Annotated in this window: 21 protein-coding genes, 2 tRNA genes and 1 other RNA gene; all 24 read left to right on the top strand. The window is 51.1% G+C overall.

Annotated elements, in window-relative coordinates:
* The first annotated feature begins 75 nt into the window (after positions 1-75).
* The 24 genes from NT140_04260 to rnpB all read left to right on the top strand — a co-directional run bounded on the left by NT140_04260 (position 76) and on the right by rnpB (position 22870).
* A complete protein-coding gene (locus NT140_04260) occupies positions 76-888 on the top strand; it encodes an acyltransferase (protein ID MCX5831090.1) in 813 nt (270 codons plus the stop codon).
* Positions 889-944: 56 nt separating this feature from the next.
* Positions 945-1019, top strand: a tRNA-Val gene (locus NT140_04255).
* An 84-nt stretch (positions 1020-1103) separates the two neighbouring features.
* Positions 1104-1775, top strand: coding sequence for a SprT family zinc-dependent metalloprotease (locus tag NT140_04250; protein MCX5831089.1), 672 nt, complete (start codon positions 1104-1106; stop codon positions 1773-1775).
* A gap of 193 nt (positions 1776-1968) precedes the next feature.
* Positions 1969-2961, top strand: a complete 993-nt coding sequence (locus tag NT140_04245; GenBank protein MCX5831088.1) for an ABC transporter substrate-binding protein — start codon at positions 1969-1971, stop codon at positions 2959-2961.
* A 76-nt stretch (positions 2962-3037) separates the two neighbouring features.
* Positions 3038-3946, top strand: a complete 909-nt coding sequence (locus NT140_04240) for an ABC transporter permease (protein ID MCX5831087.1) — start codon at positions 3038-3040, stop codon at positions 3944-3946.
* Positions 3943-4737, top strand: a complete 795-nt coding sequence (locus NT140_04235) for an ATP-binding cassette domain-containing protein (protein MCX5831086.1) — start codon at positions 3943-3945, stop codon at positions 4735-4737. Before NT140_04240 ends, NT140_04235 begins: the two co-directional genes overlap by 4 nt.
* A 294-nt stretch (positions 4738-5031) precedes the next feature.
* Positions 5032-6633: a class I adenylate-forming enzyme family protein gene (locus NT140_04230; GenBank protein ID MCX5831085.1), complete on the top strand. Its 1602-nt coding sequence runs from the start codon at positions 5032-5034 to the stop codon at positions 6631-6633.
* Between the two features lie 2 nt (positions 6634-6635).
* Positions 6636-8240 carry a VCBS repeat-containing protein gene (locus tag NT140_04225; protein MCX5831084.1) on the top strand — a complete coding sequence of 535 codons (1605 nt, stop codon included), beginning with the start codon at positions 6636-6638 and terminating at the stop codon, positions 8238-8240.
* A 157-nt stretch (positions 8241-8397) separates the two neighbouring features.
* Positions 8398-9906, top strand: a complete 1509-nt coding sequence (locus NT140_04220) for a hypothetical protein (protein MCX5831083.1) — start codon at positions 8398-8400, stop codon at positions 9904-9906.
* 187 nt (positions 9907-10093) lie between these two features.
* The gene (locus NT140_04215; protein MCX5831082.1) at positions 10094-11128 is read left to right on the top strand and encodes a TRAP transporter substrate-binding protein; all 1035 of its coding nucleotides are present in this window, start codon (positions 10094-10096) and stop codon (positions 11126-11128) included.
* Positions 11129-11284: 156 nt separating this feature from the next.
* The gene (locus NT140_04210) at positions 11285-11767 is read left to right on the top strand and encodes a TRAP transporter small permease (GenBank protein MCX5831081.1); all 483 of its coding nucleotides are present in this window, start codon (positions 11285-11287) and stop codon (positions 11765-11767) included.
* Entirely contained in the window at positions 11760-13061 is a 1302-nt protein-coding gene (locus NT140_04205; protein ID MCX5831080.1) for a TRAP transporter large permease, read from the top strand. The genes NT140_04210 and NT140_04205 overlap by 8 nt, the downstream gene beginning before the upstream one ends.
* A 72-nt stretch (positions 13062-13133) precedes the next feature.
* Positions 13134-13553, top strand: coding sequence for a PaaI family thioesterase (locus tag NT140_04200; GenBank protein MCX5831079.1), 420 nt, complete (start codon positions 13134-13136; stop codon positions 13551-13553).
* A 243-nt stretch (positions 13554-13796) separates the two neighbouring features.
* Entirely contained in the window at positions 13797-14171 is a 375-nt protein-coding gene (hisI, locus tag NT140_04195) for a phosphoribosyl-AMP cyclohydrolase (GenBank protein MCX5831078.1), read from the top strand.
* Positions 14168-15040 (top strand): ATP phosphoribosyltransferase, encoded by an 873-nt coding sequence (hisG, locus tag NT140_04190; protein ID MCX5831077.1) that lies wholly within the window; start codon positions 14168-14170, stop codon positions 15038-15040. The genes hisI and hisG overlap by 4 nt, the downstream gene beginning before the upstream one ends.
* 22 nt (positions 15041-15062) lie before the next feature.
* Positions 15063-15650, top strand: a complete 588-nt coding sequence (hisB, locus tag NT140_04185) for an imidazoleglycerol-phosphate dehydratase HisB (GenBank protein MCX5831076.1) — start codon at positions 15063-15065, stop codon at positions 15648-15650.
* A gap of 34 nt (positions 15651-15684) precedes the next feature.
* Positions 15685-16365, top strand: a complete 681-nt coding sequence (locus tag NT140_04180; GenBank protein MCX5831075.1) for a hypothetical protein — start codon at positions 15685-15687, stop codon at positions 16363-16365.
* Between the two features lie 21 nt (positions 16366-16386).
* Positions 16387-17124 carry a 1-(5-phosphoribosyl)-5-[(5-phosphoribosylamino)methylideneamino]imidazole-4-carboxamide isomerase gene (gene hisA / locus NT140_04175; protein ID MCX5831074.1) on the top strand — a complete coding sequence of 246 codons (738 nt, stop codon included), beginning with the start codon at positions 16387-16389 and terminating at the stop codon, positions 17122-17124.
* Positions 17117-17461, top strand: a complete 345-nt coding sequence (locus NT140_04170) for a histidine triad nucleotide-binding protein (protein MCX5831073.1) — start codon at positions 17117-17119, stop codon at positions 17459-17461. The genes hisA and NT140_04170 overlap by 8 nt, the downstream gene beginning before the upstream one ends.
* Positions 17462-17659: 198 nt before the next feature.
* On the top strand, positions 17660-19450 hold the full coding sequence (gene dnaG, locus NT140_04165) for a DNA primase (GenBank protein MCX5831072.1): 1791 nt from the start codon (positions 17660-17662) through the stop codon (positions 19448-19450).
* 31 nt (positions 19451-19481) lie between these two features.
* Positions 19482-21266, top strand: a complete 1785-nt coding sequence (gene rpoD, locus NT140_04160; protein MCX5831071.1) for an RNA polymerase sigma factor RpoD — start codon at positions 19482-19484, stop codon at positions 21264-21266.
* 171 nt (positions 21267-21437) lie between these two features.
* Positions 21438-21510, top strand: a tRNA-Ile gene (locus NT140_04155).
* Positions 21511-21700: 190 nt separating this feature from the next.
* Positions 21701-22423, top strand: a complete 723-nt coding sequence (locus NT140_04150) for a C4-type zinc ribbon domain-containing protein (protein ID MCX5831070.1) — start codon at positions 21701-21703, stop codon at positions 22421-22423.
* A 32-nt stretch (positions 22424-22455) separates the two neighbouring features.
* Positions 22456-22870: RNase P RNA component class A (gene rnpB, locus NT140_04145), an RNA gene on the top strand.
* The last annotated feature ends 26 nt before the right edge of the window (positions 22871-22896 follow it).

The raw sequence follows: 22896 nt of genomic DNA, 5'->3' as shown, positions 1-22896 counted from the left end.
GGGTCTGCGATTCTCATTGACACGATAGCGGCTCTGTCTGTATACACCTGTAAAATTTGTTATATGGGGTTTTAGATGAAAGTGGGTTTTGTACAGTTTGAGCCTGTTTTTGGCCAGCTCGCTGTCAACCATGACAAGGTGGCACGCCTGCTCGCGGACGCGGATGCGGAGCTTATTGTCTTGCCGGAATTGTTCAATAGCGGCTACGTCTTTACCTCGCGGGAGGAAACCTTCAATCTGGCGGAGGAGATCCCGGGAGGCCAAACGGTCGAGTTTCTCAGCCGCATCGCCCGCCGGAAAAATATCCATATTGTCGCCGGTATATGTGAAAAAGAGGGCGACCGTTTGTTCAACTCGGCGGTGCTGATCTCGCCGGAGGGGTGGCGGGGCACATACCGCAAGGTACACCTTTTTAGCGAGGAAAAACTCTGGTTTGAGCCTGGAGAAGAAGGCTTTAAGGTTTTTGATATTGGCCAGTGCCGGATCGGGATGATGATTTGCTTTGACTGGTTTTTCCCGGAGGCGGCGCGCCTCCTGGCCCTGCAGGGTGCCCAGATAATCTGCCACAGCGCCAATCTGGTGCTTCCCTTTTGCCAGGCCGGCATGGTCACCCGGTGCCTGGAGAATCAAGTCTTTGCCGTCACGTCCAATCGAACGGGCAGGGAAAAGCGGGGCGGCAGAGACCTTCTTTTTACCGGGAAAAGTCAGATTACGGGCCCCAACGGAACGATTTTTTGCCAGGCCGGCAGCGCTACGGAAGAAGTTTGCATTGTAGATATTGATGTTCGGACCGCAGATAATAAAAATCTTAATAGTTACAACCACCTTTTCGCAGATCGAAGGGTTGATTGCTATGACGATCTTCTCAAACCTTTCGAGGTGGTTTAGGGCAGCTTTTTTAGCTTGAAAAAGGCATTTCTTTGGGATATACAAACCCCGGCCACGGGCGGTTAACTCAGCGGGAGAGTGCTACCTTCACACGGTAGAAGTCGCTGGTTCAATCCCAGCACCGCCTACCAATGATTACAAGGGGTTACGACGATAAGTCGTGGCCCTTTTTTGTTTCGCTGCCAGTTGGCAGCGGAGTAGAATTAAAGAAAAAAATGGAAGAAATTACAATTCACAAAATAGTGCGTTCCCGGCGTCGGACCATTACTCTGGTTGTCACGCAAGATGCCACCCTGGTGGTGCGGGCCCCCTTGCGCGCCTCAATTTCCTACATCGAAAGCGTGGTCAGGAAAAAGAGCGCCTGGATCAGGCAAAAACTTTTCGAAGTATCACAGCGACCTAAACCACGGGCCAAAGAATATGTGGACGGCGAAGAGTTCTGGTATCTTGGCCGTACCTATAAACTTTGCCTTGTTGAGCAGGCCGGTAGAGATATTGAACTCACGGACAAGCTGTGCCTTTCCGCCAGGGTAAAGCCGCTCGCTCGCTACGTAATCCGGCGCTGGTACAAAGCCGCCGCCTTGAAGATAATCGGTCAGCGCTGCCAATGGTATGCGGATGCTACGGGGTACAAACCCGCTGCTATAAAAATCACGGAGGCCAGGAAGCGCTGGGGGTCCTGCGGATCAAGAGGAACGCTTAACTTCAGTTGGCGATTGATCATGGCGCCGCTTTCGGTTATTGATTATGTAATTGTTCACGAACTGGCTCACATCGGTCAGTTGAATCATTCCCCGGCATTTTGGGACAAGGTTGCCGAGATTTTGCCTGATTACCGAAAAAGGGAAAAATGGCTCAAGGAAAATGGCTGCTTGTTAGTCACTTAAGCACTCTTTGGGTAATATTTAATTTATGGCAATTCGGGAGGTTGTTTACTGTCTTTTTTAGTCACTCTTTCGGTAACATTTTATTTGAGGCAATTCGCTGTCCAATATCTCCTTGACACACAAGTCCGTTATGCTTACACTCCGGGCGTCAAAAACAATGTTTTGTCAAAATAAATTAACCTGGAGGCTTCAGATGAGCAAATTGAGTATGGTTATCGCGTTGGTATTGAGTGCCATAGTGCCGGTTGCATCGGTATTCGCAGCCACCCCATCCCAACCGATCGTTATCGGCGTATCCAAAATCGTTGCCCATCCGGCTCTGGACGCCGTTGAAAAAGGTATCCAGGACCAGTTGGCGGCCGCAAGAATTAACGCCACTTTTGATCTGCAGAACGCCAATGGCGATATCGGCACAGCCGCCTCGATCGCCAACAAGTTCCAGTCGGAAAAGGTGACCCTTGCCGTTGGTATTGCCACGCCGACTTCCCAGTCGCTGGTCAACACCCTGAAAGGAATCCCGATCGTGTTCTCGGCGGTAACCGATCCGGTAAAAGCCGGTCTGGTACCGTCACTGAAAGGCGCCACCAAACCGGTCACCGGCGTATCCGATATGACCCCCGTGAAACAGCAGATTGAACTGCTGCTCAAGATCAAGAAGATCAAACGCCTTGGCCATATCTACACCAGTTCCGAGGAAAACGCTGTCGTGCTGGCCGGTGTCGTCAAGCAGGCCTGCAAGGAGTTGGGACTTGAATATGTCGAGACAACCGTTTCCAAATCGGCCGAGGTAAAGCAGGCTGTTCAGGCAATTATCAAGCGGGTGGATGCACTCTATATCAGCACCGACAACACCGTAGTATCAGCTTTAAGTGCCATTGCGGAAGTCGCCAACAAAAACAGGGTTCCGATCATGTCAGCTGATCCAAGTTCAGCGGAGAAATACCCGATACTGGCCGCTTGGGGCTTTGATTATTACAAAATGGGCCGGGTTACCGGAGAAATGATTATCGAAATTCTCGACGGCAAAAAAGCGGAACAAATGCCGACCCGTTTTATGACCAAAACATCGGATGTAGATCTGCTGATCAATCTGGATGTTGCCAAAAAGCTCGGCTTGACGATCCCGAAGGATATTGTGAAGAGTGCCAACAAAATTATAGAAAACAGCAAGCTGATCAATAAATAAATAGTCTCCATCGCCCGGCAACGGCGGTGGTTGCCGGGAACTACTCCCACCCCTGGCAGGGTGAAACGGTTTTATCATGATTGAAGGAATTCTGGTCGAAGGCCTGATCTACGGGATTATGGTACTGGGGGTGTTTATCACCTTCAGGGTGCTGGATTTCCCCGATCTGACCGTTGATGGCTCATTCCCGCTCGGGGCGGCACTGATGGTGCAGTGCCTTCTGCTCGGCGTTAATGGATGGCTGGCGTTGCTGGTAGCCTTTATCGGCGGCGTGATTGCCGGCATCGTCACCGCGCTGATCCATAACCACCTCAAGGTTCCCAATCTGCTGGCCGGCATCCTGACCATGACCATGCTGTACTCAATCAATATCCGTATTCTCGGTAACCGCGCCAATGTTCCGATAATTGATCAGAAAACCATCCTGTCGGATATTTCCAGCCGGTTATCAGGCACTATTCCGGATGAATATATCCTGATGCTCTTTTTCGTTATTGTGGCTCTGGTGGTCAAGCTGCTGATTGATCTCTTTTTCCGCACTGACCTCGGCATGACCATAGGGGCGATGGGGAACAATGAGCAGATGATTATCTGCCAAGGGATAAACCCCAAAACCTTGAAAACTATTGGTCTCGGACTCTCCAACGGCCTGGTTGCCGTATCGGGCGCCTTTGCAGCACAGTATCTCGGCTTTGCCGACGTGGGACTCGGCCAGGGGATCATCATCTCCGGTCTGGCTTCAGTCATGATCGGCGAGTTTCTGATCATGAAAAGCAACCGCATCGCCGTACTGACACTCTGTGCGCTGGCCGGTTCCATCCTGTTCCATGCCGTCATGTACGTGGGGCGTTATTACGGATACGTCATTCATATGACCCCCAATGACCTCAATCTGATCAAGGGTCTGCTGATTATTATCCTGCTTATTGTGACCCAGTCCAGAAAGCTCAATATGGCGACGCTCAAAGCGATGGTGCGGAAATGATAGCGATCAAGGATGCTTCCGTTATTTTCAATCAAGGCACGGTGAACGAAAACAAGGCTTTACAGGACATCAACCTGAACGTCAAGGAAGGCGATTTCATCACCATCATCGGCAGTAACGGCGCAGGAAAATCAACCCTTTTCAACCTGATCGCCGGAACGATTACCCCTACAGTCGGCACCATCCATCTGAAGGGGCGCAACATAACCCGCGAACCGGAATACAAACGGGCTCAATATATCGGCAGGATCTTTCAAAACCCGCTTCTCGGCACCGCCTCCAACATGAGTCTGGCAGACAACATGATGATCACCTACCGCAAGGGGTTCAAGTGGCTGAAACGGAGTCTGAATAACAAGATGAAGGAGTACTTCCAGTCAGAACTGGTTCAACTGAAGATGGGGCTGGAGAACCGCATGAAGGAAAATCTGCTCATGTTTTCGGGGGGGCAGCGTCAGGCGTTGACCCTGCTAATGATGGTTTTATCGAAGCCCTCACTGATATTGCTGGATGAGCACACCGCCGCGCTGGACCCCAAAAATGCAGGGATCGTGCTGGAACTAACGAACACCTTTGTCAAAGAATACCATCTCACATCCATGATGATCACCCACAACATGAGCCACGCCATCGAGTACGGCAACCGTCTGCTGATGATGGACCAGGGGGGGATTATTTTTGATGTGTCCGGTGACGCCAAACAGGAGCTGACGGTCGAAAAGCTGGTCCAAAAGTTTCATGAACTTCGTCATCACGGCTTTGAAAACGACCGGGCCCTGCTCTCCGAGTAACCGTTCAACTGAAATGTTTTTTAAGAATAGCCTTTCGTATAAGAGAGACCTGGTTTGAATTTCTGCCGAAACTCGAAAAATCGTCATACCGGCGAAAGCCGGTATCCAGTTTTCCAATACCTTCTGGACCCCGGCGTTCGCCGGGGTGAAAACATAAGGTAGAAATTTAAAGCTCTCTTCTTTAGGAAATCTTCGCTGGGATAGTTTAATGTTGACATAGAAATATATTTCGTTTATCATGAGCCGTGTTTGAAATCAATGCTCTAAATAATAAAAGTAGAAGGAGGCTGTTTTATGAATTTTGCAATGTTTTCCGGGCTTAACGCAAGTAAATATCCCAAGAGAGAGTTTATCATTGAGAGTTATCCGTCCAAAGGATTGCGGCGGAGCCTTACGTGGGAGCAGTATAATGATCAGGCAAATAAACTGGCAAATTATTTGATAAAGGAATGCGGCGTGAAGAAGGGAGACATCGTTGTCCATCTCATGATGAATTGCATGGAGTGGCATCCCAGCTTCATGGCGATTTTAAAAACAGGCGCGGCGGTAACGCCGCTTAACTTCCGCTTTGCCAGCGGCGATATCAAATATGCCGCGGATGTCTCAAAATGCAAGGTTCTGATCCTTGGCGAGGGTTTTGTACCAAAAGTGCAGCCTATTATGAAAGAAATGGATTATTGCAAGCATTATATCTGCCTCGGCGATAATGTACCGGCCGGTATGAAGTCGTATCAGGAGATTGTGGAAACGGGCAACCCGCAGGAAATCTGTGTGGAAACGGCCGATGACGATATGGCGGAGCTCATGTTTACCTCCGGCACTACCGGGGCGCCAAAACCTGTTTGCCACGCCCACAAGACATTGCTCAACATCGGCATCGGGAATGCCCTCACCTATAATGAGGGTTACAATAGCGTCTATCTCGCGCCGCATCCGTTTTATCACAGTGGTTCCCTCTTTCTGTCATTTCCCAGTTACATAGCCGCCGGCAAGATACTCATGGCTATGGAACTAAAACCAGAATTCTATCTGAGGACCATGGCGGATGAAAAATGCACCGGCGGCTGGAATACGGTCCCGACGTGGTCGGACGTTCTTAATGCCATAAAGTCAGGTCAGGTGGATTTGAAAAACTATGATCTTTCCGCTCTGCAGCACATAGAAATCGGCGCCCAGCCTGTTCCTTACATCATCCTTGCGGATTCGAAGAAGATCTTCCCGAATCTGCGCATCAGCAACATCTATGGCATTACTGAAGGCGGCGGCGGCGGCACCATGAATTGTTATGACGAAGACATCCTGAGAAAGCCCGGTTCCATCGGCAAAGCTACCGTGATGATGGAGGCCAAGGTCGTGAATGATAAAGGGGAAGAGTTGCCTCCGGGAGATGTTGGCGAGTTTCTCCTGAAGGGGGCGCGTCTGATGAAGGAATATGCCTTTAATCCGGAATTGACCGCCAAAACGATAACCGACGGCTGGCTGCATACCGGCGACCTGGCTTACAAGGATGAAGAAGGTTACTTCTTCTTCGCGGACAGGGCAAAAGACCTCATCATCAGGGGCGGCGAAAATATCTTCCCCGCCGAGATAGAAGATGCGTTGCGCAAACATCCCAAGATCCAGGATGTGGCAGTGCTTGGTTATCCGCATGCCAGATTGGGAGAGATCGTCATGGCCATTATTCAGCTAAGGGAAGGCCAGGCCGTTACCGATGAAGAAGTTGTCAATTTTGTCAAGGAAACGGATATGGCCAAATACAAGTGGCCGGAGAAGATGATCTATACGACCATACCGCGCAACCCGGCGGGAAAGATCGAAAAACCAAAATTGAGAGACATGTATGTAAAACCCGCACAAGAGGAATTGGAGAAGGAATTTAAGAAAAAGGGGGGTTGAGAATGGTCAATAAGTGTTTAGAGGGGGGAAAAATATTGGCGACGGGTGTCCGGGCAGTCGGCAGCGGTAAATGCCGACAACTTTTTCTGGCCGCCCTTTGCCTGCTTGCCGCCGCTCTTTTTTCCCCCGTCCTGGTTTCTCCTGCCCTCGCGCAGGATAAAATCGGCATCGCGCCTTTTACAGTGTTTGGCCCCCCGGAACTCCAGTACATGAAAGATGCGTTGCCGCAAATGCTCTACAGCCGCCTCCCATACGCTGCCAAAGAGATTGTGGGGAAGGATGCCTTCCGGGAGGCGTTAAAAGGCCTGGAAAACAAGGATGAGCTCGCCCAGGCGAGAAAAATCATGGAAACGACTGATTATCAATACCTCGTCACGGGCGCTTACACCAAGATGGGCGAGGCCTTTTCCGTAGATGTCAAGATTTTGAAAAAAGGCGCCGCCGATTTTAAGGCAATCTACGTGTCCATGGATAAGGAAAGCAAGCTTTTCTCGGCCGTGGAAGAGCTTTCCAAACAGGTAGCGGCGATCATTAGTGGGGCGGAAGCCAAACCGCAAGCGGCGGGTGTTGATGCCCCGGTCGGCAAGGATCTACCGGCCCCTGTAGCCACGAAAGTCGGCGGCGCCAAGGCCTTCCAGATGCTGAAGGCCGTTGGGATCCATTTTCCGCCGACAGCGGGTATTTGCCTCGCCGATATTGACGGCGACGGGAAAAAAGAACTCGTGACAGGAGGCAATAACACCCTGTATGTTTACCGGATTGACGACGTCCGGCTGACGCTGCTCAGCACTTTCCTCCTGAAAAGCTACGATATATTATCCCTCAACTGCGGCGATTTTGATAAAAACGGCCAGGATGAAATATATGCGACGGCCCTGCGTGCCGATGATGCCGTGACGGTTGTTCTCGCGGGGACGGCCGGCGGCCAGCTCCAGCGGCAGACTGAAGCCGACTGGTATGTCCGGGCCATAAACCATCCCGTCGAAGGCGAACTGCTGCTGGGGCAGAAAATGGGCATGGACAAGGCTTTTGACGGCGATATTTATCGCCTGGGATACAGCAAGATGGCGGGCCTGACCGCCAAGTCCCCGTTTGAATTTAAGGCCTTCCTCAACCTGTATCAGATCCAGCCCATCAAGTATCGCGGCAATAATAATAGGCTCGCCTTTTTTGACGAAGGCGATTACCTGAAAATTATGGACGAAAAAGGCAAGGTGGTGGAGCGTCTGGTGGAGCGCTATGGCGGTTCGGTGCGGGCCATTCAAAAGGGCCTCGACAGCTTGATGGAAAAAATATCTTTCCCCCTTTACCAGCGCATCATCAGGGTTGAAGACGGGGATACGGATGCCATCCTGGTGCTGAAAAACGAAGGGAGCCGACTGTTTTCCCGTTACAGAAACTTTGAACGGGGGCAAGTGGCTTATCTGAAATTTGACGAAACAAATTACCGGGAAGCTGCCCTGTCAGAGATGATGGATGGGTACTTGTCGGATGTAGCCGTGGATAAGAAGAACGGGAAAATTTATGTAACCGCGGTGACGGAAAATAAGGAAGGCAAAATTTTTATCTATAGTAACGGGCAGAACGCGCCCGGCGGCGGGAAATAAATTTTTATTGACAAATGGATATTCTATCTGATATGGAGCCGTCAAAGAAACATAAAACGTCTTGGCCAAGGGTGGGGTGATGGTCTGAGGCGGTAAAAAGCCCGGCCCCAAGGAACATTAACTGCTTAACTAAGGACGAAGGAGAAGGAGGGCATTGATGAAAAAGTTAATATTGGTAGTATTAGCGGTATTTTTAATGAGCGGCGTCGCTTCGGCTGCGACCACAATGGAACTGAAGGGCTCGTTCCGGGTGTATCCGGAAATGACTAACATGGGTTATTCACCATCGGGCACGATCCCGGATTATCTTCCCGGGGTTGGTAGTTTAGCTAATCAAGGGTTACCTACTAGTGGAACAGGAAAACCAGCCGTTCAGAATTACTGGGTTGAACAGCGGGCCAGGCTGATCTTCAACGTAAAATCCGATGAGAACGTCGGCGGCACGGTGCATCTGGAAATAGATTCCCGTTGGGGCCAGACTTCCTATTCCAGTATCGCATGGCGGGGTGCGGGCGGCGGTCTGGGGGCCGACAGCACCAATTTAGAGCTCAAGGAATCCTTTATGTGGTTCCAGGCCGGTGCTCTGAGGGTGAAGGCCGGCATCCAGACTTGGGCGGATGATATTTCCGGCATCTTTATCGGCGGCGGCGATATGGCCGGGTTCCGGGCCGACTATGCCCTGTCCAAGACCTCCTCCTTTGCAACGGGTGTGTTCACCTTTTGGGATCCTACCCAGTCGAAAACCGATGGCGTCTATTTCGTCCCCCTGACGGTGAAGCAGCAGTTAGGCAGCGGCACTGCGTCGCTGTTCCTCTACATGATCCAGGATAATTCGAATTATGTACCCTATTATAGTCAAAACACCACAAACGTGGCCGTCATAAACACCGCCTTTCCTGGATATAACGATCGCGGAACGCGACCACTGACGACTACAGATACCTCCACCGCAGGAACAACATTACTAAAGGCTGCCTACGAAAGTGCGCAGATTTATTATGCCGGTTTAAACTATGGCGGCAAGGCGGGCAATATAAGCTACTATCTGATGGGCGCCTACAACTTCGGCAACTTTAAGAATGCCCGCACCTATCTCGTGCCCGATGTTCTTGATAGGACAGACGATGTGAAGATTTCCGCTTTTGCAGCTAATGCGAAGGTTGATGTGAAAGTAGGCGGCGGCAATCTGCGGGGGAACCTGCTTTATGTGCAGGGTGGTGACTCAACCAGTACAGACAAATACAACGGATTTATACCGGGCGATATGTATGCGGGCGCCCAGTCCATGCCGCTATACCAAACCGATTTGGTAATCCTGATCAACAATACTGATGGCATCACCAATAGCACGTTCATGGTCCCCACTGTGAACAATAACGGTGATGGCGTGCAACTGGGCTATCTCGCTTATGACTATAATATTACCCCGAAACTCAATGCGAAGGCCGTGGCAGGCTATGCTTCGGCAGACAAGCAGAATCTTACGACCAGGAAAGGCAAGGGCATGGGCGCGGAATATAACGCCCAGTTGAAGTATCTATTTAATGCAAACATGACCATTTCCGGCGTTGCCTCCTATGCGCAGATTGGTGATTACTTCAAGACAGCCACTTTTGATGCCGACAATGCTTACAAGCTTTTGCTTAGATTCATCTACGCATTCTAATTCACGGCAACAATCTTAACTCAAAGAACCCCCGGAAATTACCCGGGGGTTCTTTAGCATTCCGGGTAACTTTTCCGCTTGCAAGGTCATTGAGATTACATTATAGTCTATTTAGACGTTGGACAGTAAGAAAAGTAAAAAGAGGGTATTTATTGCATCGCACACATTTTAACAAAGGGGGCTTTTTATGAGGAAACATTTGGTACTTGGTTTTTTTCTGTTCGCTTTTCTGACCGGTTGGGTGATCTTTTTGCCCGTTTCCGGCCACGCGGCTCCAGAGGTAATCAAACTTAACTATGCGAATTTTTTCCCGGCGCCTGAACCGCACAGCGGCAATATCGAGGCTTGGGGCAAGGAAATTGAGAAACAGACGAATGGCAGGGTAAAATTTACCTTCTTCCACTCGGGCGGCTTGGCTCCGGCAGACCAGATCTATGATGCAGTGGTGAAAGGGATCGCCGACATCGGTATGAGCTGTTTTACCTATACGCGCGGCAAGTTCCCCCTCACCTCAGTCATTGACCTCCCCCTGGGTCTCCAGGACGGCGTCACGGCCACGCGGATGGCTAATGCCTATGTAAAGAAGTTTATGCCCAAGGAACTGGACGAAGTAAAGATGCTCTATGTGCATGCCCATGGTCCCGGGCTGGTGCATATGACCAAAAAGGAAGTACATACCCTCGAAGACCTCAAGGGCATGAAGATCCGGTCCACGGGGCTGGCCTCCAAGATCGTTCTGGCCCTGGGTGCGGCGCCTGTCGGCACCACCATGCCCGAGACCTATGATGCGCTCCGAACCGGCGTTGCCGAAGGCGCGATGGCTCCTATCCAGGCGCTCAAGGGTTTCCGTTGGGGAGAAGTCATCAAATATACCATCCTGAACTATGGTTCCAGCTACTCGACCGGGTTTTTCGTTGCGATGAACAAAAGCAAGTGGAACTCTCTGCCTCCTGATATCCAGAAGATATTCGAGACGGTGAGCGCGGAATATCTCGAGAAGACCGGCGCCCTCTGGGATTCGACCGATAAAATCGGGGTACAGTTCATCACTGAAAAAGGGGTCAAGATGATTGCGCTCTCAAAAGAGGAAGACGCCAGATGGGCCGAGGCCGTGAAACCCCTTCTGAGTGGGTATGTGACTGAAATGAAAGCCAAAAACTTGCCCGGTGAGGAGTCGCTCAAATTCTGTCAGGATTACATTAAGACTCATCAGAAAAAATAAAAGACTGGAACATACATAATGTCCAAAGGATAGACAGATGAGGGGGGGCACGGTGCCCCCCTTCATTCCCACCAAATCCTATGGAAATGCGGGGCCGCGCGATTACGGTTCAGGTTAAACGATTATGCCTGTAGAGCCTTAAATTCAGGAGGTGTTATGACCGGCGTTCTTTGGTTTACAGAAAAAATCAGCAGATTGATGAATGTCATCGCTTATGCCGCCTTGACCTTTATTATGCTGCTGACCGTTACGGATGTTATCCTGAGGATTTTTAGACATCCCATCATCGGGACATTCGAGATTGTTCAATTGGCAGGCGCGGTGGTGATCACCTTCGGTATTCCGTTTACCTCTTGGAAAAGGGGTCTGATCTTTGTTGATTTCTTTGTCAACACATTCCCGGGCTGGGCAAAAAACACCATGAACATTCTGACCCGGGTTATCAGCATCGCCATATTTGTCCTCATCGGCTACAACCTGTTCCGTTTTGCGACAGATCTCGTCATATCCGGCGAGGTGAGTCCCACCACGCAGCTTCCGTTCTACCCGGTCGTATTTGCCATGGGCTTTGCCTGCTTTATTGAGGTTCTTGTGCTCTTCACCGACATCGTCAAGGTCATGGGAGGCAAATATGAGTGAAGTAACAATTGGTATTTTAGGGATGGTGACTATTCTTGTCATGTTTCTGACCGGCATCGAGCTGGCCTTTGCCATGATTGCCGTAGGTTTCCTGGGCTTCGGTTACCTTACCTCCTGGCCTGCGGCCCTCAATCTGCTCGCTAAAGACGTTTATAACGTTTTCAGCTCCTATAGCTTCACCGTCATCCCCCTCTTTGTCCTCATGGGCCAGGTGGCATACAACTCCGGTGTTGCCAAAAGGCTTTTTGACTCGGCCCATAAATTTGTCGGCCACATCCCGGGAGGCCTGGCCATGTCCACGGTGGTCGGCGCTACGGCTTTTAAGGCTATCTGCGGTTCCTCGCCCGCTACGGCGGCGACCTTTTCCTCCGTGGCCATCCCGGAAATGGACCGCTATGGATATGGCCGGAAGCTTTCCACGGGCATTGTCGCGACCGTCGGCACCCTCGGCATCATCCTGCCGCCGAGCGTTACCCTGATTATCTACGGTATCATCACGGATGTGTCCATCGGCCGGCTCTTTCTGGCGGGCATCCTTCCGGGCTTGCTCATTGCCTTTCTCTTTGTAGGTGTTATTTACATCTGGTGTAAAATAAATCCGAATATCGGCCCGTCCAGTGAAAAATATACCTGGGGCGAGCGCTTCAGATCGCTACCGGATGTCATATATGTCGCGGTTGTCTTTGTTCTGATGATCGGGGGGATTCTTTATGGCTTTTTTACCCCTACCGAAGCCGGCAGCGTCGGTACCTTCCTGGTTTTAATACTTTGCTTTGCAAAAAGAGAAATTAATATTAAAGGATACTTCACCTCCGCGTCGGATTCTATCGGCACGGCCGTCATGGTTCTAACCCTCCTGCTCGGCTCCACGATTTTGGGCCATTTTATTGCCGTTACCAAGATTCCCATGATCACCGCAGACTGGCTCGTTGGTCTGGGCTTACCCACCTGGGGTACCATTCTCCTCATCTCTGTGATTTATCTTGTCGGCGGGTCTTTTATTGACGACCTGGCTTTCATGATCCTCGCTACGCCGATCTTCTACCCGGCCATTCTCCGTCTGGGTTATGATCCGCTCTGGTTCGGGATACTGATTTGCATCACCATTATGGTGGGTATTGTCATTCCGCCGGTCGCCACGGTCGTTTTTGTCGTCAGCAAAATCTCCAAGACGCCGCTCGGAGTCGTCTATTCGGGCGTGTACCCATTCTTGCTCAGCTTGGTTGTTGGCGCCGTTTGTGTTTATCTGTTCCCGGGCATTGTCACGTTGCTGCCGAACTGGTTGATGCCCTGAAAACGCCTCTGTAAACAATTCAAGGGCTTCCCGTTGCCGGGGAGCCCTTTTAATTTTATAGGAGTTTGCATCATGGACGACAAGGTCAGGGCGGCAATCTTCAAACAGGTGGAACAAGAACCTTTTGCCCGGAAATTCAACCTGCAGTTGATCGGTTTGGAGGACGGATATTCCAAAGTTTCCATGGTGTTTACGCCGGAGATGGAAAACATCTTCGGCAAGGCCCATGGCGGAGCGGTGTTTGCGCTGATTGACGAGGCCTTTGAAACGGCAGGAAATTCCCACGGCACAATTGCCGTGGCCCTGAACATGAACATCAGCTATCTGTCCTCCCCCACCCTGGGGGCAACCTTGACGGCGGAAGCCAGGGAAATAAACCGGACCAAAAAGACCGCTCTGTACGAGATAAAGGTGACCGAAGACAGTGGCAAGTTTATCGCCACCTGTCAGGCGCTTGTCTATCGGATGGAAAAACCGCTGCCATTTCTCTAAATCGAAAAATAATCCTTGATAAATTCGGGTTCTTAATTTAGCATTCAACACTTAGCATTAATTGGTGAAACTCTTATGACGGCACGCCGTCACAAGGGACAATAAAAATCTCCCCTAACCCCTCTTTGCCAAAGAGGGGGAATAGTAGAGCCCCCCTTTAGCAAAGGGGCACAAACTTACTTCCCCCTTTAGCAAAGGGGGATTGAGGGGGATTTGAAGACATTTTCAGGTTAAGGGATCAAGATGTTGGAACCGAATTTTGCGAAGGGCGACGGGTTGGTGCCGGTTATTGCCCAGGACTGCCGCACCAGCGAGGTGCTGATGCTGGCTTATATGAATCGCGAGTCCTGGCTTGCTACCCTGGCTACCGGCAAGGCTACCTATTGGAGCAGATCCAGGAAAGCACTTTGGCTCAAGGGCGAATCTTCCGGTCACGTTCAGCATGTCCAGGAAATTTACATTGATTGCGACGAAGATACGGTGCTTTTGAAAGTGGATCAGGTGGGCGGTGCGGCCTGTCACACCGGCTATCGGTCCTGTTTTTACCGGCAGTTGACGGATGGGGAAGTGGAGATTAAGGAAGAAAGAATATTCAATCCGGAGGAAGTTTATAAATGAGCAAGCTGAAACTGGGCATACCCAAGGGCAGCCTGGAAGCAAATACGATTGATCTTTTCAAGCGGGCCGGCTGGCGCATTACCTACGATGATCGTAGCTATTCCCCTGATATTAATGACGATGACATTTCCTGCTCCCTCGTCCGGGCGCAGGAAATGTCCCGCTATGTGGCCGATGGAAACCTGGATCTGGGGCTCACGGGCAAGGACTGGATCATGGAGAATGAATCGGACGTTCAGGTGGTTCAGGACCTCGTGTATTCCAAAACGTCTCCCAAGGAGGCCAGGTGGGTGCTGGTAGTGCAGGAGGATTCCCCCATCAGGGCCGTTGCCGACATGGAGGGCAAGCATATATCAACTGAACTCGTGAATTTTACCAGGAAATATTTTGCCGAGCGCCATATCAATGTCCATGTAGAGTTTTCCTGGGGCGCCACGGAGGCCAAGGTAGTCGAGGGTCTGGTGGACGCCATCGTGGAGGTGACGGAAACGGGTACGACGATCCGGGCGAATAAATTGCGCATCGTTCATGAACTGATGCGCACCAACACCCAGTTGATTGCCAACCATGAGGCATGGAAAGATTCCTGGAAAAGGAAAAAAATTGAGCAGATAAAGGTTCTTCTCAACGGTTCGCTCCAGGCGATGGGCAAGGTGGGACTTAAAATGAATGTCTCCAGGGAGAAGCTCAGTGTTGTGACAGGGATGCTTCCTTCCTTGAAGGCGCCCACCATCTCGGGATTGTATTCCGAGGAGTGGTTTGCCGTGGAAACGGTTGTCAGCAGCAGCATGGTGAGAGATTTAATCCCGGCACTGCAGGAAGCCGGGGCCGAGGGAATCATCGAATATGCCTTGAACAAGGTCATCTGAGGCCATAACGGGAGGGCTGGACATGGGGCGCAGCGCAAAAATTGAGCGGAAGACCACGGAAACGGATGTCTCCGTGGTTATTGATCTGGATGGTCAGGGGCAGGGTCAAATCGGAACGACCATCCCTTTCCTCGATCACATGCTATTGCTTTTGGCCAGGCATGGTTTTTTTGATCTGCAAGTTAAAAGCGCCGGTGATACGGAAGTTGACGATCACCATCTGGCGGAGGATCTGGGGATTTGCCTGGGAGAGGCCCTCCGGAAGGCGCTGGGAAACAAAGAAGGCATTGCCCGTTACGGGGAGGCCACGGTGCCCATGGACGAATGCCTCTGCACGGTGACTTTGGATATTTCCGGCCGGCCCTATCTTGTTTATAACGTAGAGTTTGAGACGAAGCCAATCGGGAGTTTTGACCCGGCGCTGCTCAGGGAATTCTTTAAAGCTTTTTCCGACCATAGCGGTATGAACTTGCATATCAACCTACTCTACGGTATGAATAGCCATCACATCGCGGAGGCGATTTTTAAAGCCCTGGCGCACGCGCTTAAAAATGCGGTTAAGATTGACGGCGCCGTGAGGGGTGTGTTGTCCACCAAGGGTGTGCTTTGAGATGTGAAACATAAGCCATGAAGGGGATATAATATTGTTTTCCCACCGGATTTTCTCCCTTGCCGTTTTATCCTTTTTCCTGCCGGTGGTCTTTGGCTGCCAGGCTACGCAAGGCATCTATACCAGCGGACTGCCGGTTGGGCAAATCACTCTATCCCGCCTGGCCGTCCTGCCTTTTCAGGACCTCGCACCTGAAGATCCGGCTGTCAGAATGGTATCCTGCCCCCTGTGCGGGGCGATATTCCAGACTGAGAAACTGGCGCCTGCGGCCGAGAAGGTGGTTTTCGACATGGTTCTGACAAGCCTCAGGGAATACAAGCAAATTACCGTTATTGAACCCGATAAGACCGCTGAGGTTTATGCGCGTACCGCGGCTTCCAGCCCTGCGTCTCTGGCGGAAATCCTGCAGAAGACGGGCAAGGGATTGAATGTGGATGCGATTCTGGTCGGCTATGTTTTCCGCTACCGGGAGCGGAAAGGCTATCCTTATTCTGTCGAGAAACCGGCTTCGGTCGCCTTTGATCTGCATCTGGTCAGAGTCCAGGATGGCGTAATCGTCTGGCGCGGCGCCTTTGACAAGACGCAACGTTCGCTCATGGAGAATATTTTGCAGGCGTCCTCCTTCTTCAGCCGGGGTGGGAAATGGGTGACGGCGAAGGAACTTGCGGAGGATGGCCTGACTGAGATCCTGAAAACCTTTCCGGGAATAAATTGATAAATTCTGAGGCATTGACCGATGATCGTCATTCCGGCAATTGATTTGAAAGACGGCAAGTGTGTGCGCCTGGTACAGGGCGATTTTGCCCGCGTTACCGTTTATGCCGACGACCCCGTGGCGATGGCCGTTAACTGGCAGGAACAGGGGGCCAAGCGCCTGCATCTCGTTGACCTCGATGGCTCCCTGGCCGGAGCGCCGAAAAACAGAGACCAGATTAACGGCATTCTGCGGGCAGTTTCTATTCCCGTGCAGGTGGGCGGCGGTATTAGAAGCCGTGAGACCATAGAGGCTTACCTGACCATGGGGCTCAGTTGGGTTATTCTGGGGACGGCGGCCTTGCGGGATGAGCCTTTCGTGCGGGAAGTCTGCCGTGCTTACGAGGGCCGGATCATCCTCGGTATTGATGCGGGCGACGGCAAGGTTGCCGTGCAGGGGTGGACGGAAAATACCTCCGCTTCCCCCGTGTCGTTGGCCCAAAGATATGCCGATGCGGGCCTGGCCGCCATCATTTATACGGATATCAAGAGAGATGGCGTGGGTACCGGCGTCAATATCGAGGCCACCCGGGCGCTGGCTCAGGCAGTTGATATTCCCGTGATCGCTTCGGGCGGGGTTGCGGGGGCGGCAGATATCACCGGGCTTATGGATATCGAAAAATTCGGTGTGGCCGGCGTCATTGTCGGCAAGGCACTGTATTCCGGCGCCCTGTCGCTGGCAGAGGCTCTCCGGGCGGCAAAGGGAGGAGAAAATGGATGATTGCATATTCTGCAAGATCATCAGAGGCGAGATACCGGGCAGCAAGGTATATGAAGACGACCTGGTGCTGGCGTTCGACGATATAAAACCGGCGGCGCCAGTGCATGTGGTTGTTATTCCCAAACAGCACATCCCGACCCTGATGGATGTCAATGATAGTCAAATTGAATACTTGCACGCCATGATGGCGGCGGTGCCCAAGATTGCCAAGCTCAAGGGTATTGACGAGAGAGGTTTCCGGGTGATGCTGAACTGTAATCTGGAAGGCGGACAGGTGGTTTTCCATCTCCATCTGCACGTCCTGGGCGGGAAAAAACCGGGATGCAATCCGGGCTGATGCGCATTAGTGAGTTAGGAATTATTTTCTGCGGACAATGAAAATCTCCCCTAACCCCTCTTTGGCAAAGAGGGGAAGTAGAAGGTTGCCTCTTTGACAAAGAGTGGAATCATAATTTCCCCCTTTAGCAAAGGGGTGAAACCATAAATTCCCCCTTTAGCAAAGGGGGATGAAGGGGGATTTGAGGTGCATTTTCAGGTGAAAGGTCACATTCCCGCCGACAAGATTGAAGAAATAAAGCAACGCGCTGATATTGTTCAGCTCGTATCGGAATATGTGACCCTGAAAAAGGCGGGCAGAAATTTCCTCGGCCTCTGCCCCTTCCACAAGGAAAAAACGCCTTCCTTCACGGTTAGCCGTGATAAACAGATGTTCTATTGTTTCGGTTGCGGAGAGGGAGGGCATGCGCTTACCTTCCTGATGAAGGTAAGCAATATGACTTTTCCGGAGGCGGCCAGGCATCTGGCCAAAAAGACGGGGGTCATTATCCCTGACCCGGTGCTGAACGATCAGGAAAGGGAGCAATACGGCATCCGCGAGCAAATCTATCGCATCAATGAGGCGGCGGCAAAATTATTTACGAGTCGCCTTTTTTCTGAGACTGGCCTGCCGGCAAGAGAATATCTGAAAAAGAGGGGCATCCGGGAGGATGTCGTCAGGGAATTTCGCCTGGGTTACGCCGACGAGGGTTGGCGAACGCTGAAAAGCTATTTTGAGCAAAAAAATGTTGCCCTGCCGATGGTTGCCCAGGCCGGGCTGATCGTCGCGAAAGAGGAAGACGCCGAGGCCGGGGAGGGGGCTTACTATGATCGTTTCCGCGGGCGCCTGATTTTTCCCATCGAGGATGCCGGCGGCCGCGTGATGGCCTTCGGCGGCCGAATAATCGCGAGCGGGGAGCCCAAATATCTTAATTCCCCGGAGACGCCGGTATTCAGCAAGGGTAGAAACCTCTACGGTTTAATGAGAGCCAAAGACGGCATCCGCAAAAGCGGCTATGCCATCCTCGTGGAAGGTTACTTCGATCTAATTTCCCTCTGGAACGCGGGTCTGACCAACGTGCTGGCCAGTATGGGCACGGCGCTGACAGCGGAGCAGGTTGAGCTCCTGAGACGTTACACGGGTAACGTGGCGGTCCTTTTTGATGCGGATGAAGCGGGCCGGAAGGCACTGCAGCGGAGCGTGCAATTATTCCTGTCCGGAGGAGTTCATGCCAGGGCGGTAGTGTTGCCGGAGAAATATGATCCCGACGATTATGTGAGGCAGTTCGGGAGAGAAAAGCTGGAGCAGATAATCGAGGAGGCCCCTTCCGTCATTGATTACTATATTGATCACTTGGTGGGAGAAAAAGTTTCTTTAGAGGAAAAACGGGATGCCGTGCGAGAGGCCTTGCACTTCGTTGCCGGTTTTGGTGATGCCATTGAACGGAATCTTTTTTTAAAGAGAATTTCCGAGAAATCAGGCATAGATCAGGAGGTGCTGAAGAAAGAAGCCCTCCGGACCCGGGAGCCGTCTTCCGAGCCGCCGGGCCGCGTCAGGGAAAAGACATCAAGTGTCCTGGATAAGGTAGAGTTAAGCCTCATCCTTTTCATGCTGCAGCATACGGCAAGTATTCCGCAGGTGGGAGAAAGCGGGGTAATGGAATGCTTCACCGCTGGTGAATTGAAGAGTCTGGGGGAGCAGATGATCGCAAGAAGCAGGGAAAACAGCTCAGAAAACCTCACGACCTCTCTTTTTCTGGATGGCCTTCCCAACGGTCCCCTGAAGCAACTAATCTTCAAGTCTATGCTTGAGGGGCGGACCGATGATGAAAAGGTGTGGGAACGCTACGTTACCGATAATATAAAAAAGGTAAAACGCAAGTGGTATGGGGGCAGGAAGAAGAATCTGAGCCTGGAGCTGAAAAAAGCCCAGGAACAACGCGATAGTGATTGGCAAAACCGCCTCTTGCGGGAAAAAGAAAAGCTCATGCAGGAAGAAAAACAACTATAACGGCGTTAGCAAGTTAGCGGGGTTACGACTTATGGCAATAAAAGTAAAAAACAAACAGGGGGAAACCTACATGGCAAAAGAACCGCAATCGGAAGAATTCAAGAAGCTTATTTCTCTGGGCGAGGAGAAGGGTTTTCTGACCTATGATGATGTGAACGACCTGCTGCCGACGGATATCGTATCTTCTGATCAAATAGATGATATAATTATGCTTTTTGGTGAAAAAAATATTGATATCATTGATACCGATAAGGGTGAAAAATTAGTGGTCAAGAAAGCGGTGGATGAGGTGGGGTATGTCAAGGGGGAGGAAGCGCTTGATTTTATGTCAACCGCCGGCAAGACGGGAGATCCGGTCAAAATGTACCTCCGTGAGATGGGGTTTGTTTCCCTGCTGAGCAGAGAAGGCGAAGTGGAGATTGCCAAGAAGATAGAAGAGGGCGCGCGGGAGGGATTGGACGCGGTTTTTTCCGTTGACCTTTGTATAAGAGAGGTCGTGAATATCGGGAAAAACTTGCAGGAAGGGACGCTGCGGATAAAGAATGTGCTGGATAACCTCGAGGATGAAGAAGGTTACGTCGAAGAAGATAAGCATATGGAGCGGGTCATCAAGCTTACGGACAAGGTTACGGAACTTTACAGGAAGAATGACGAATTCAAGAACAAGCTTAAAGGCAGGGGACTTGACGAGGCGGAAAAAGGCCTTCTGAAAGTGAAGGTGGAAAAGAACAGGAAAAGTATTGTTACTCATTGCCGTAAGGTCAAGTTCAGCAGAAAGCAGATCGCCCGGATCGTTGGCCTGCTGAAAAACCACGTCCTGGCCATGGAAAAGATGGAAACGGCCATCAACAGGTGCCGGAAAGAAACGGGACTGTCGCTGACAGAGATGGAAAAGGTCTGGCAGCGTTTGAAAGCTCAGCCCGGGCGGGAAAAGCAGATTGTTGCCGCCTGTGGCGTTTCGGCCGCCAAAATCAGAGAATGTGAGACTATCGTTAAAAATGCCGACCGGAGGCTCAAAGAAATAAAAAAGGAGACAGGACTTTCTCATGCCGTCCTGAAAAAAGTGGTGGCTACGATAGAGCTGGGCGAAGAGAAGGCGGAAACGGCCAAAAGAAAGCTGGTCGAGGCCAATCTCCGGCTCGTGGTCAGCATTGCCAAAAAATACACCAGCAGAGGTTTGCAGTTTCTGGATTTGATCCAGGAGGGCAACATCGGTCTGATGAAGGCCGTTGATAAATTTGAATACCAGCGCGGCTATAAGTTTTCCACCTATGCCACCTGGTGGATCAGGCAGGCCATTACCAGGGCCATTGCCGATCAGGCCCGGACTATCAGGATTCCGGTCCACATGATTGAGACCATCAACAAGCTGATTCGCATTTCCCGCTATCTGGTTCAGGAGCTGGGGAGAGAACCCACCCCGGAAGAGATTGCCAACAAGATGGAATATCCTCTCGAAAAGGTGCGGAAAGTTTTAAAGATTGCCAAAGAGCCTATCTCGCTGGAAACGCCGATCGGTGAAGGGGAAGATAGCCATCTTGGTGATTTTATTGAGGATAAAAAAATCATATCCCCCTCCGAGGCCACCATCAATATGGATTTGGCCGAGCAGACGAGAAAGATTCTTTCTACGTTAACGCCGCGGGAGGAAAAGGTGCTGAGGATGCGCTTCGGCATCAGCGAGAGAGGTGATTTTTCCTTTGCAGAGCCTCTGGAAATGACAGATATAGCAAGAAACAGGCAGTTAGAAGCTAACGCCCTGAGGAAACTGAGGAATCCCTCACGCAGAAAGATATTGAAACCATCTCTAAAATAAAATATTGCAAAAACTCGTGGGAATGAGTATAGCAGGTGCGGATTACGGAGCTGCTTTTCTTTGAGGTGCTTGTGGGTTGAATTGTATCGTCAAAGCTCAAAGAATGAAGCTCAAAGCTGAAAGCAGCTACGGTCCTTTGAGCTTTCAGCTTATTGCTTTCGGCTACAATGCGGGCCCATAGCTCAGCTGGAAGAGCCACCGGCTCATAACCGGTCGGTCCCTGGTTCGAACCCAGGTGGGCCCATTATCAGGAAGTGGAAAGATTGGAGGTACGGCTTCTGCGTGAAAAAGTGTTATGTTATAAAACACACTCCTGGTCCGGCGGGGCGGCAGTACATCCGACCGACCGCGGAGATGGAGGCCGAGCCTTTCTTTGAAAATGCACCAGCAGATGGTGCATTTTTTATTTCAGCTGCCGGAAAGGGGATGGATTCTTGAAAGAACAGTTATCGCTTTTGATTGAGCTGCAAAAAGCCGAGTCTGAGATCAATAAAATTAATATCAAGTGCAAAAGTTTGCCGGAGGAGATAGCAAAGTTGGAAGAGGCGTTCAGTGTTTTTGAAGCCGGCTTGGAGGAGGATAGGAAGAAATTCGAGGATACTCAGAAAGCCCACCGTGAGAAAGATGAAAAGCTGAAAAAGGGGCAGGAGTCGTTTAAAAAAACCAAAGAGCGTTTAAATGAAGTTAAAACAAATAAGGAATATCAGGCTGTTTTAAAGGAAATTGAAGCTTTCGAGCAGAAGAATAGCGAAGCGGAAGATCAAATCATTGCGCTCCTGGAGGCGGTTGATAAGGCGAAAGCAGAGTTTAAGATCAAAGAAAAAGAGATGGAGTCCTATCAGCAGCGCCATGGAGAGGCAAAAAAGAAAATGGAAGCGGAGCTGCACTCCCTGGGTGATCTGCTCCAGACTTGCCGGCGTAAGAGTGAGAAGCTCAGGGGCAAGATCCCCGCAGAGCTTCTGAAGAAGTATGAGGCCATAAAAACATTGCACAACACTCTGGCTGTGGTGGCAGTCTGGAAAGAGGTGTGCGGTGGGTGCTATATGAACCTTCCCCCGCAACTTTATATTGAATTACAGAAATCTACCGAGTTGCATACATGCCCGAACTGCAACCGCATAATTTACTGGTACGATCAAAATGAAGCAAAGAAATAGAAGAAAGTCAGAGAAGTGATGGAAAAGGCGCCCGAGTAGAACAGATGATCGCTGGTCCGCGTGGGGACATTATATAGGATTGCTTGGCAATCCGTTTCGTGTCCCCGGAAGACTGGAGGAAAGTCCGGGCTCCACAGGGCAGGATGGTCGCTAACGGCGACTGGGGGCGACCCTAAGGAAAGTGCCACAGAAAATATACCGCCCCGGCTTGCCGGGGTAAGGGTGAAAAGGCGAGGTAAGAGCTCACCGTTTTCCGGGTGACCGGGAAAGCATGGTAAACCCCATCCGGTGCAAGACCAAATAGGAGAACATTAAGGGCGGCCCGCCCGACGTTCTCGGGTAGCGTCGCTTGAGGCAGCAGGCAACTGTTGTCCCAGAGGAATGATCATCGGCGCCCTACGGGCAACCGGGGGCGTTACAGAACCCGGCTTATGGTCTGCTCGGACGCCTTCTTCCATTCATATTATTGTTCC

The organism is Deltaproteobacteria bacterium, assembly GCA_026388415.1.
GTDB lineage: Bacteria > Desulfobacterota > Syntrophia > Syntrophales > JACQWR01 > JAPLJV01.
The sequence above is the reverse complement of the archived record's forward strand: the minus strand, read 5'-3'. Positions and strand labels throughout refer to the sequence as shown.

Excerpts from the sequence above, each read along its gene's own strand:
- NT140_04220 (MCX5831083.1), top strand. The coding sequence starts at position 8,398 with ATGAAAAAGTTAATATTGGTAGTATTAGCGGTATTTTTAATGAGCGGC.
- NT140_04250 (MCX5831089.1), top strand. The coding sequence starts at position 1,104 with ATGGAAGAAATTACAATTCACAAAATAGTGCGTTCCCGGCGTCGGACC.
- hisA (MCX5831074.1), top strand. The coding sequence starts at position 16,387 with ATGATCGTCATTCCGGCAATTGATTTGAAAGACGGCAAGTGTGTGCGC.
- hisB (MCX5831076.1), top strand. The coding sequence starts at position 15,063 with ATGGGGCGCAGCGCAAAAATTGAGCGGAAGACCACGGAAACGGATGTC.
- NT140_04240 (MCX5831087.1), top strand. The coding sequence starts at position 3,038 with ATGATTGAAGGAATTCTGGTCGAAGGCCTGATCTACGGGATTATGGTA.
- NT140_04210 (MCX5831081.1), top strand. The coding sequence starts at position 11,285 with ATGACCGGCGTTCTTTGGTTTACAGAAAAAATCAGCAGATTGATGAAT.
- NT140_04205 (MCX5831080.1), top strand. The coding sequence starts at position 11,760 with ATGAGTGAAGTAACAATTGGTATTTTAGGGATGGTGACTATTCTTGTC.
- rpoD (MCX5831071.1), top strand. The coding sequence starts at position 19,482 with ATGGCAATAAAAGTAAAAAACAAACAGGGGGAAACCTACATGGCAAAA.
- NT140_04225 (MCX5831084.1), top strand. The coding sequence starts at position 6,636 with ATGGTCAATAAGTGTTTAGAGGGGGGAAAAATATTGGCGACGGGTGTC.
- NT140_04200 (MCX5831079.1), top strand. The coding sequence starts at position 13,134 with ATGGACGACAAGGTCAGGGCGGCAATCTTCAAACAGGTGGAACAAGAA.
- NT140_04215 (MCX5831082.1), top strand. The coding sequence starts at position 10,094 with ATGAGGAAACATTTGGTACTTGGTTTTTTTCTGTTCGCTTTTCTGACC.
- NT140_04260 (MCX5831090.1), top strand. The coding sequence starts at position 76 with ATGAAAGTGGGTTTTGTACAGTTTGAGCCTGTTTTTGGCCAGCTCGCT.
- NT140_04245 (MCX5831088.1), top strand. The coding sequence starts at position 1,969 with ATGAGCAAATTGAGTATGGTTATCGCGTTGGTATTGAGTGCCATAGTG.
- NT140_04230 (MCX5831085.1), top strand. The coding sequence starts at position 5,032 with ATGAATTTTGCAATGTTTTCCGGGCTTAACGCAAGTAAATATCCCAAG.
- NT140_04170 (MCX5831073.1), top strand. The coding sequence starts at position 17,117 with ATGGATGATTGCATATTCTGCAAGATCATCAGAGGCGAGATACCGGGC.
- hisI (MCX5831078.1), top strand. The coding sequence starts at position 13,797 with ATGTTGGAACCGAATTTTGCGAAGGGCGACGGGTTGGTGCCGGTTATT.
- hisG (MCX5831077.1), top strand. The coding sequence starts at position 14,168 with ATGAGCAAGCTGAAACTGGGCATACCCAAGGGCAGCCTGGAAGCAAAT.
- NT140_04235 (MCX5831086.1), top strand. The coding sequence starts at position 3,943 with ATGATAGCGATCAAGGATGCTTCCGTTATTTTCAATCAAGGCACGGTG.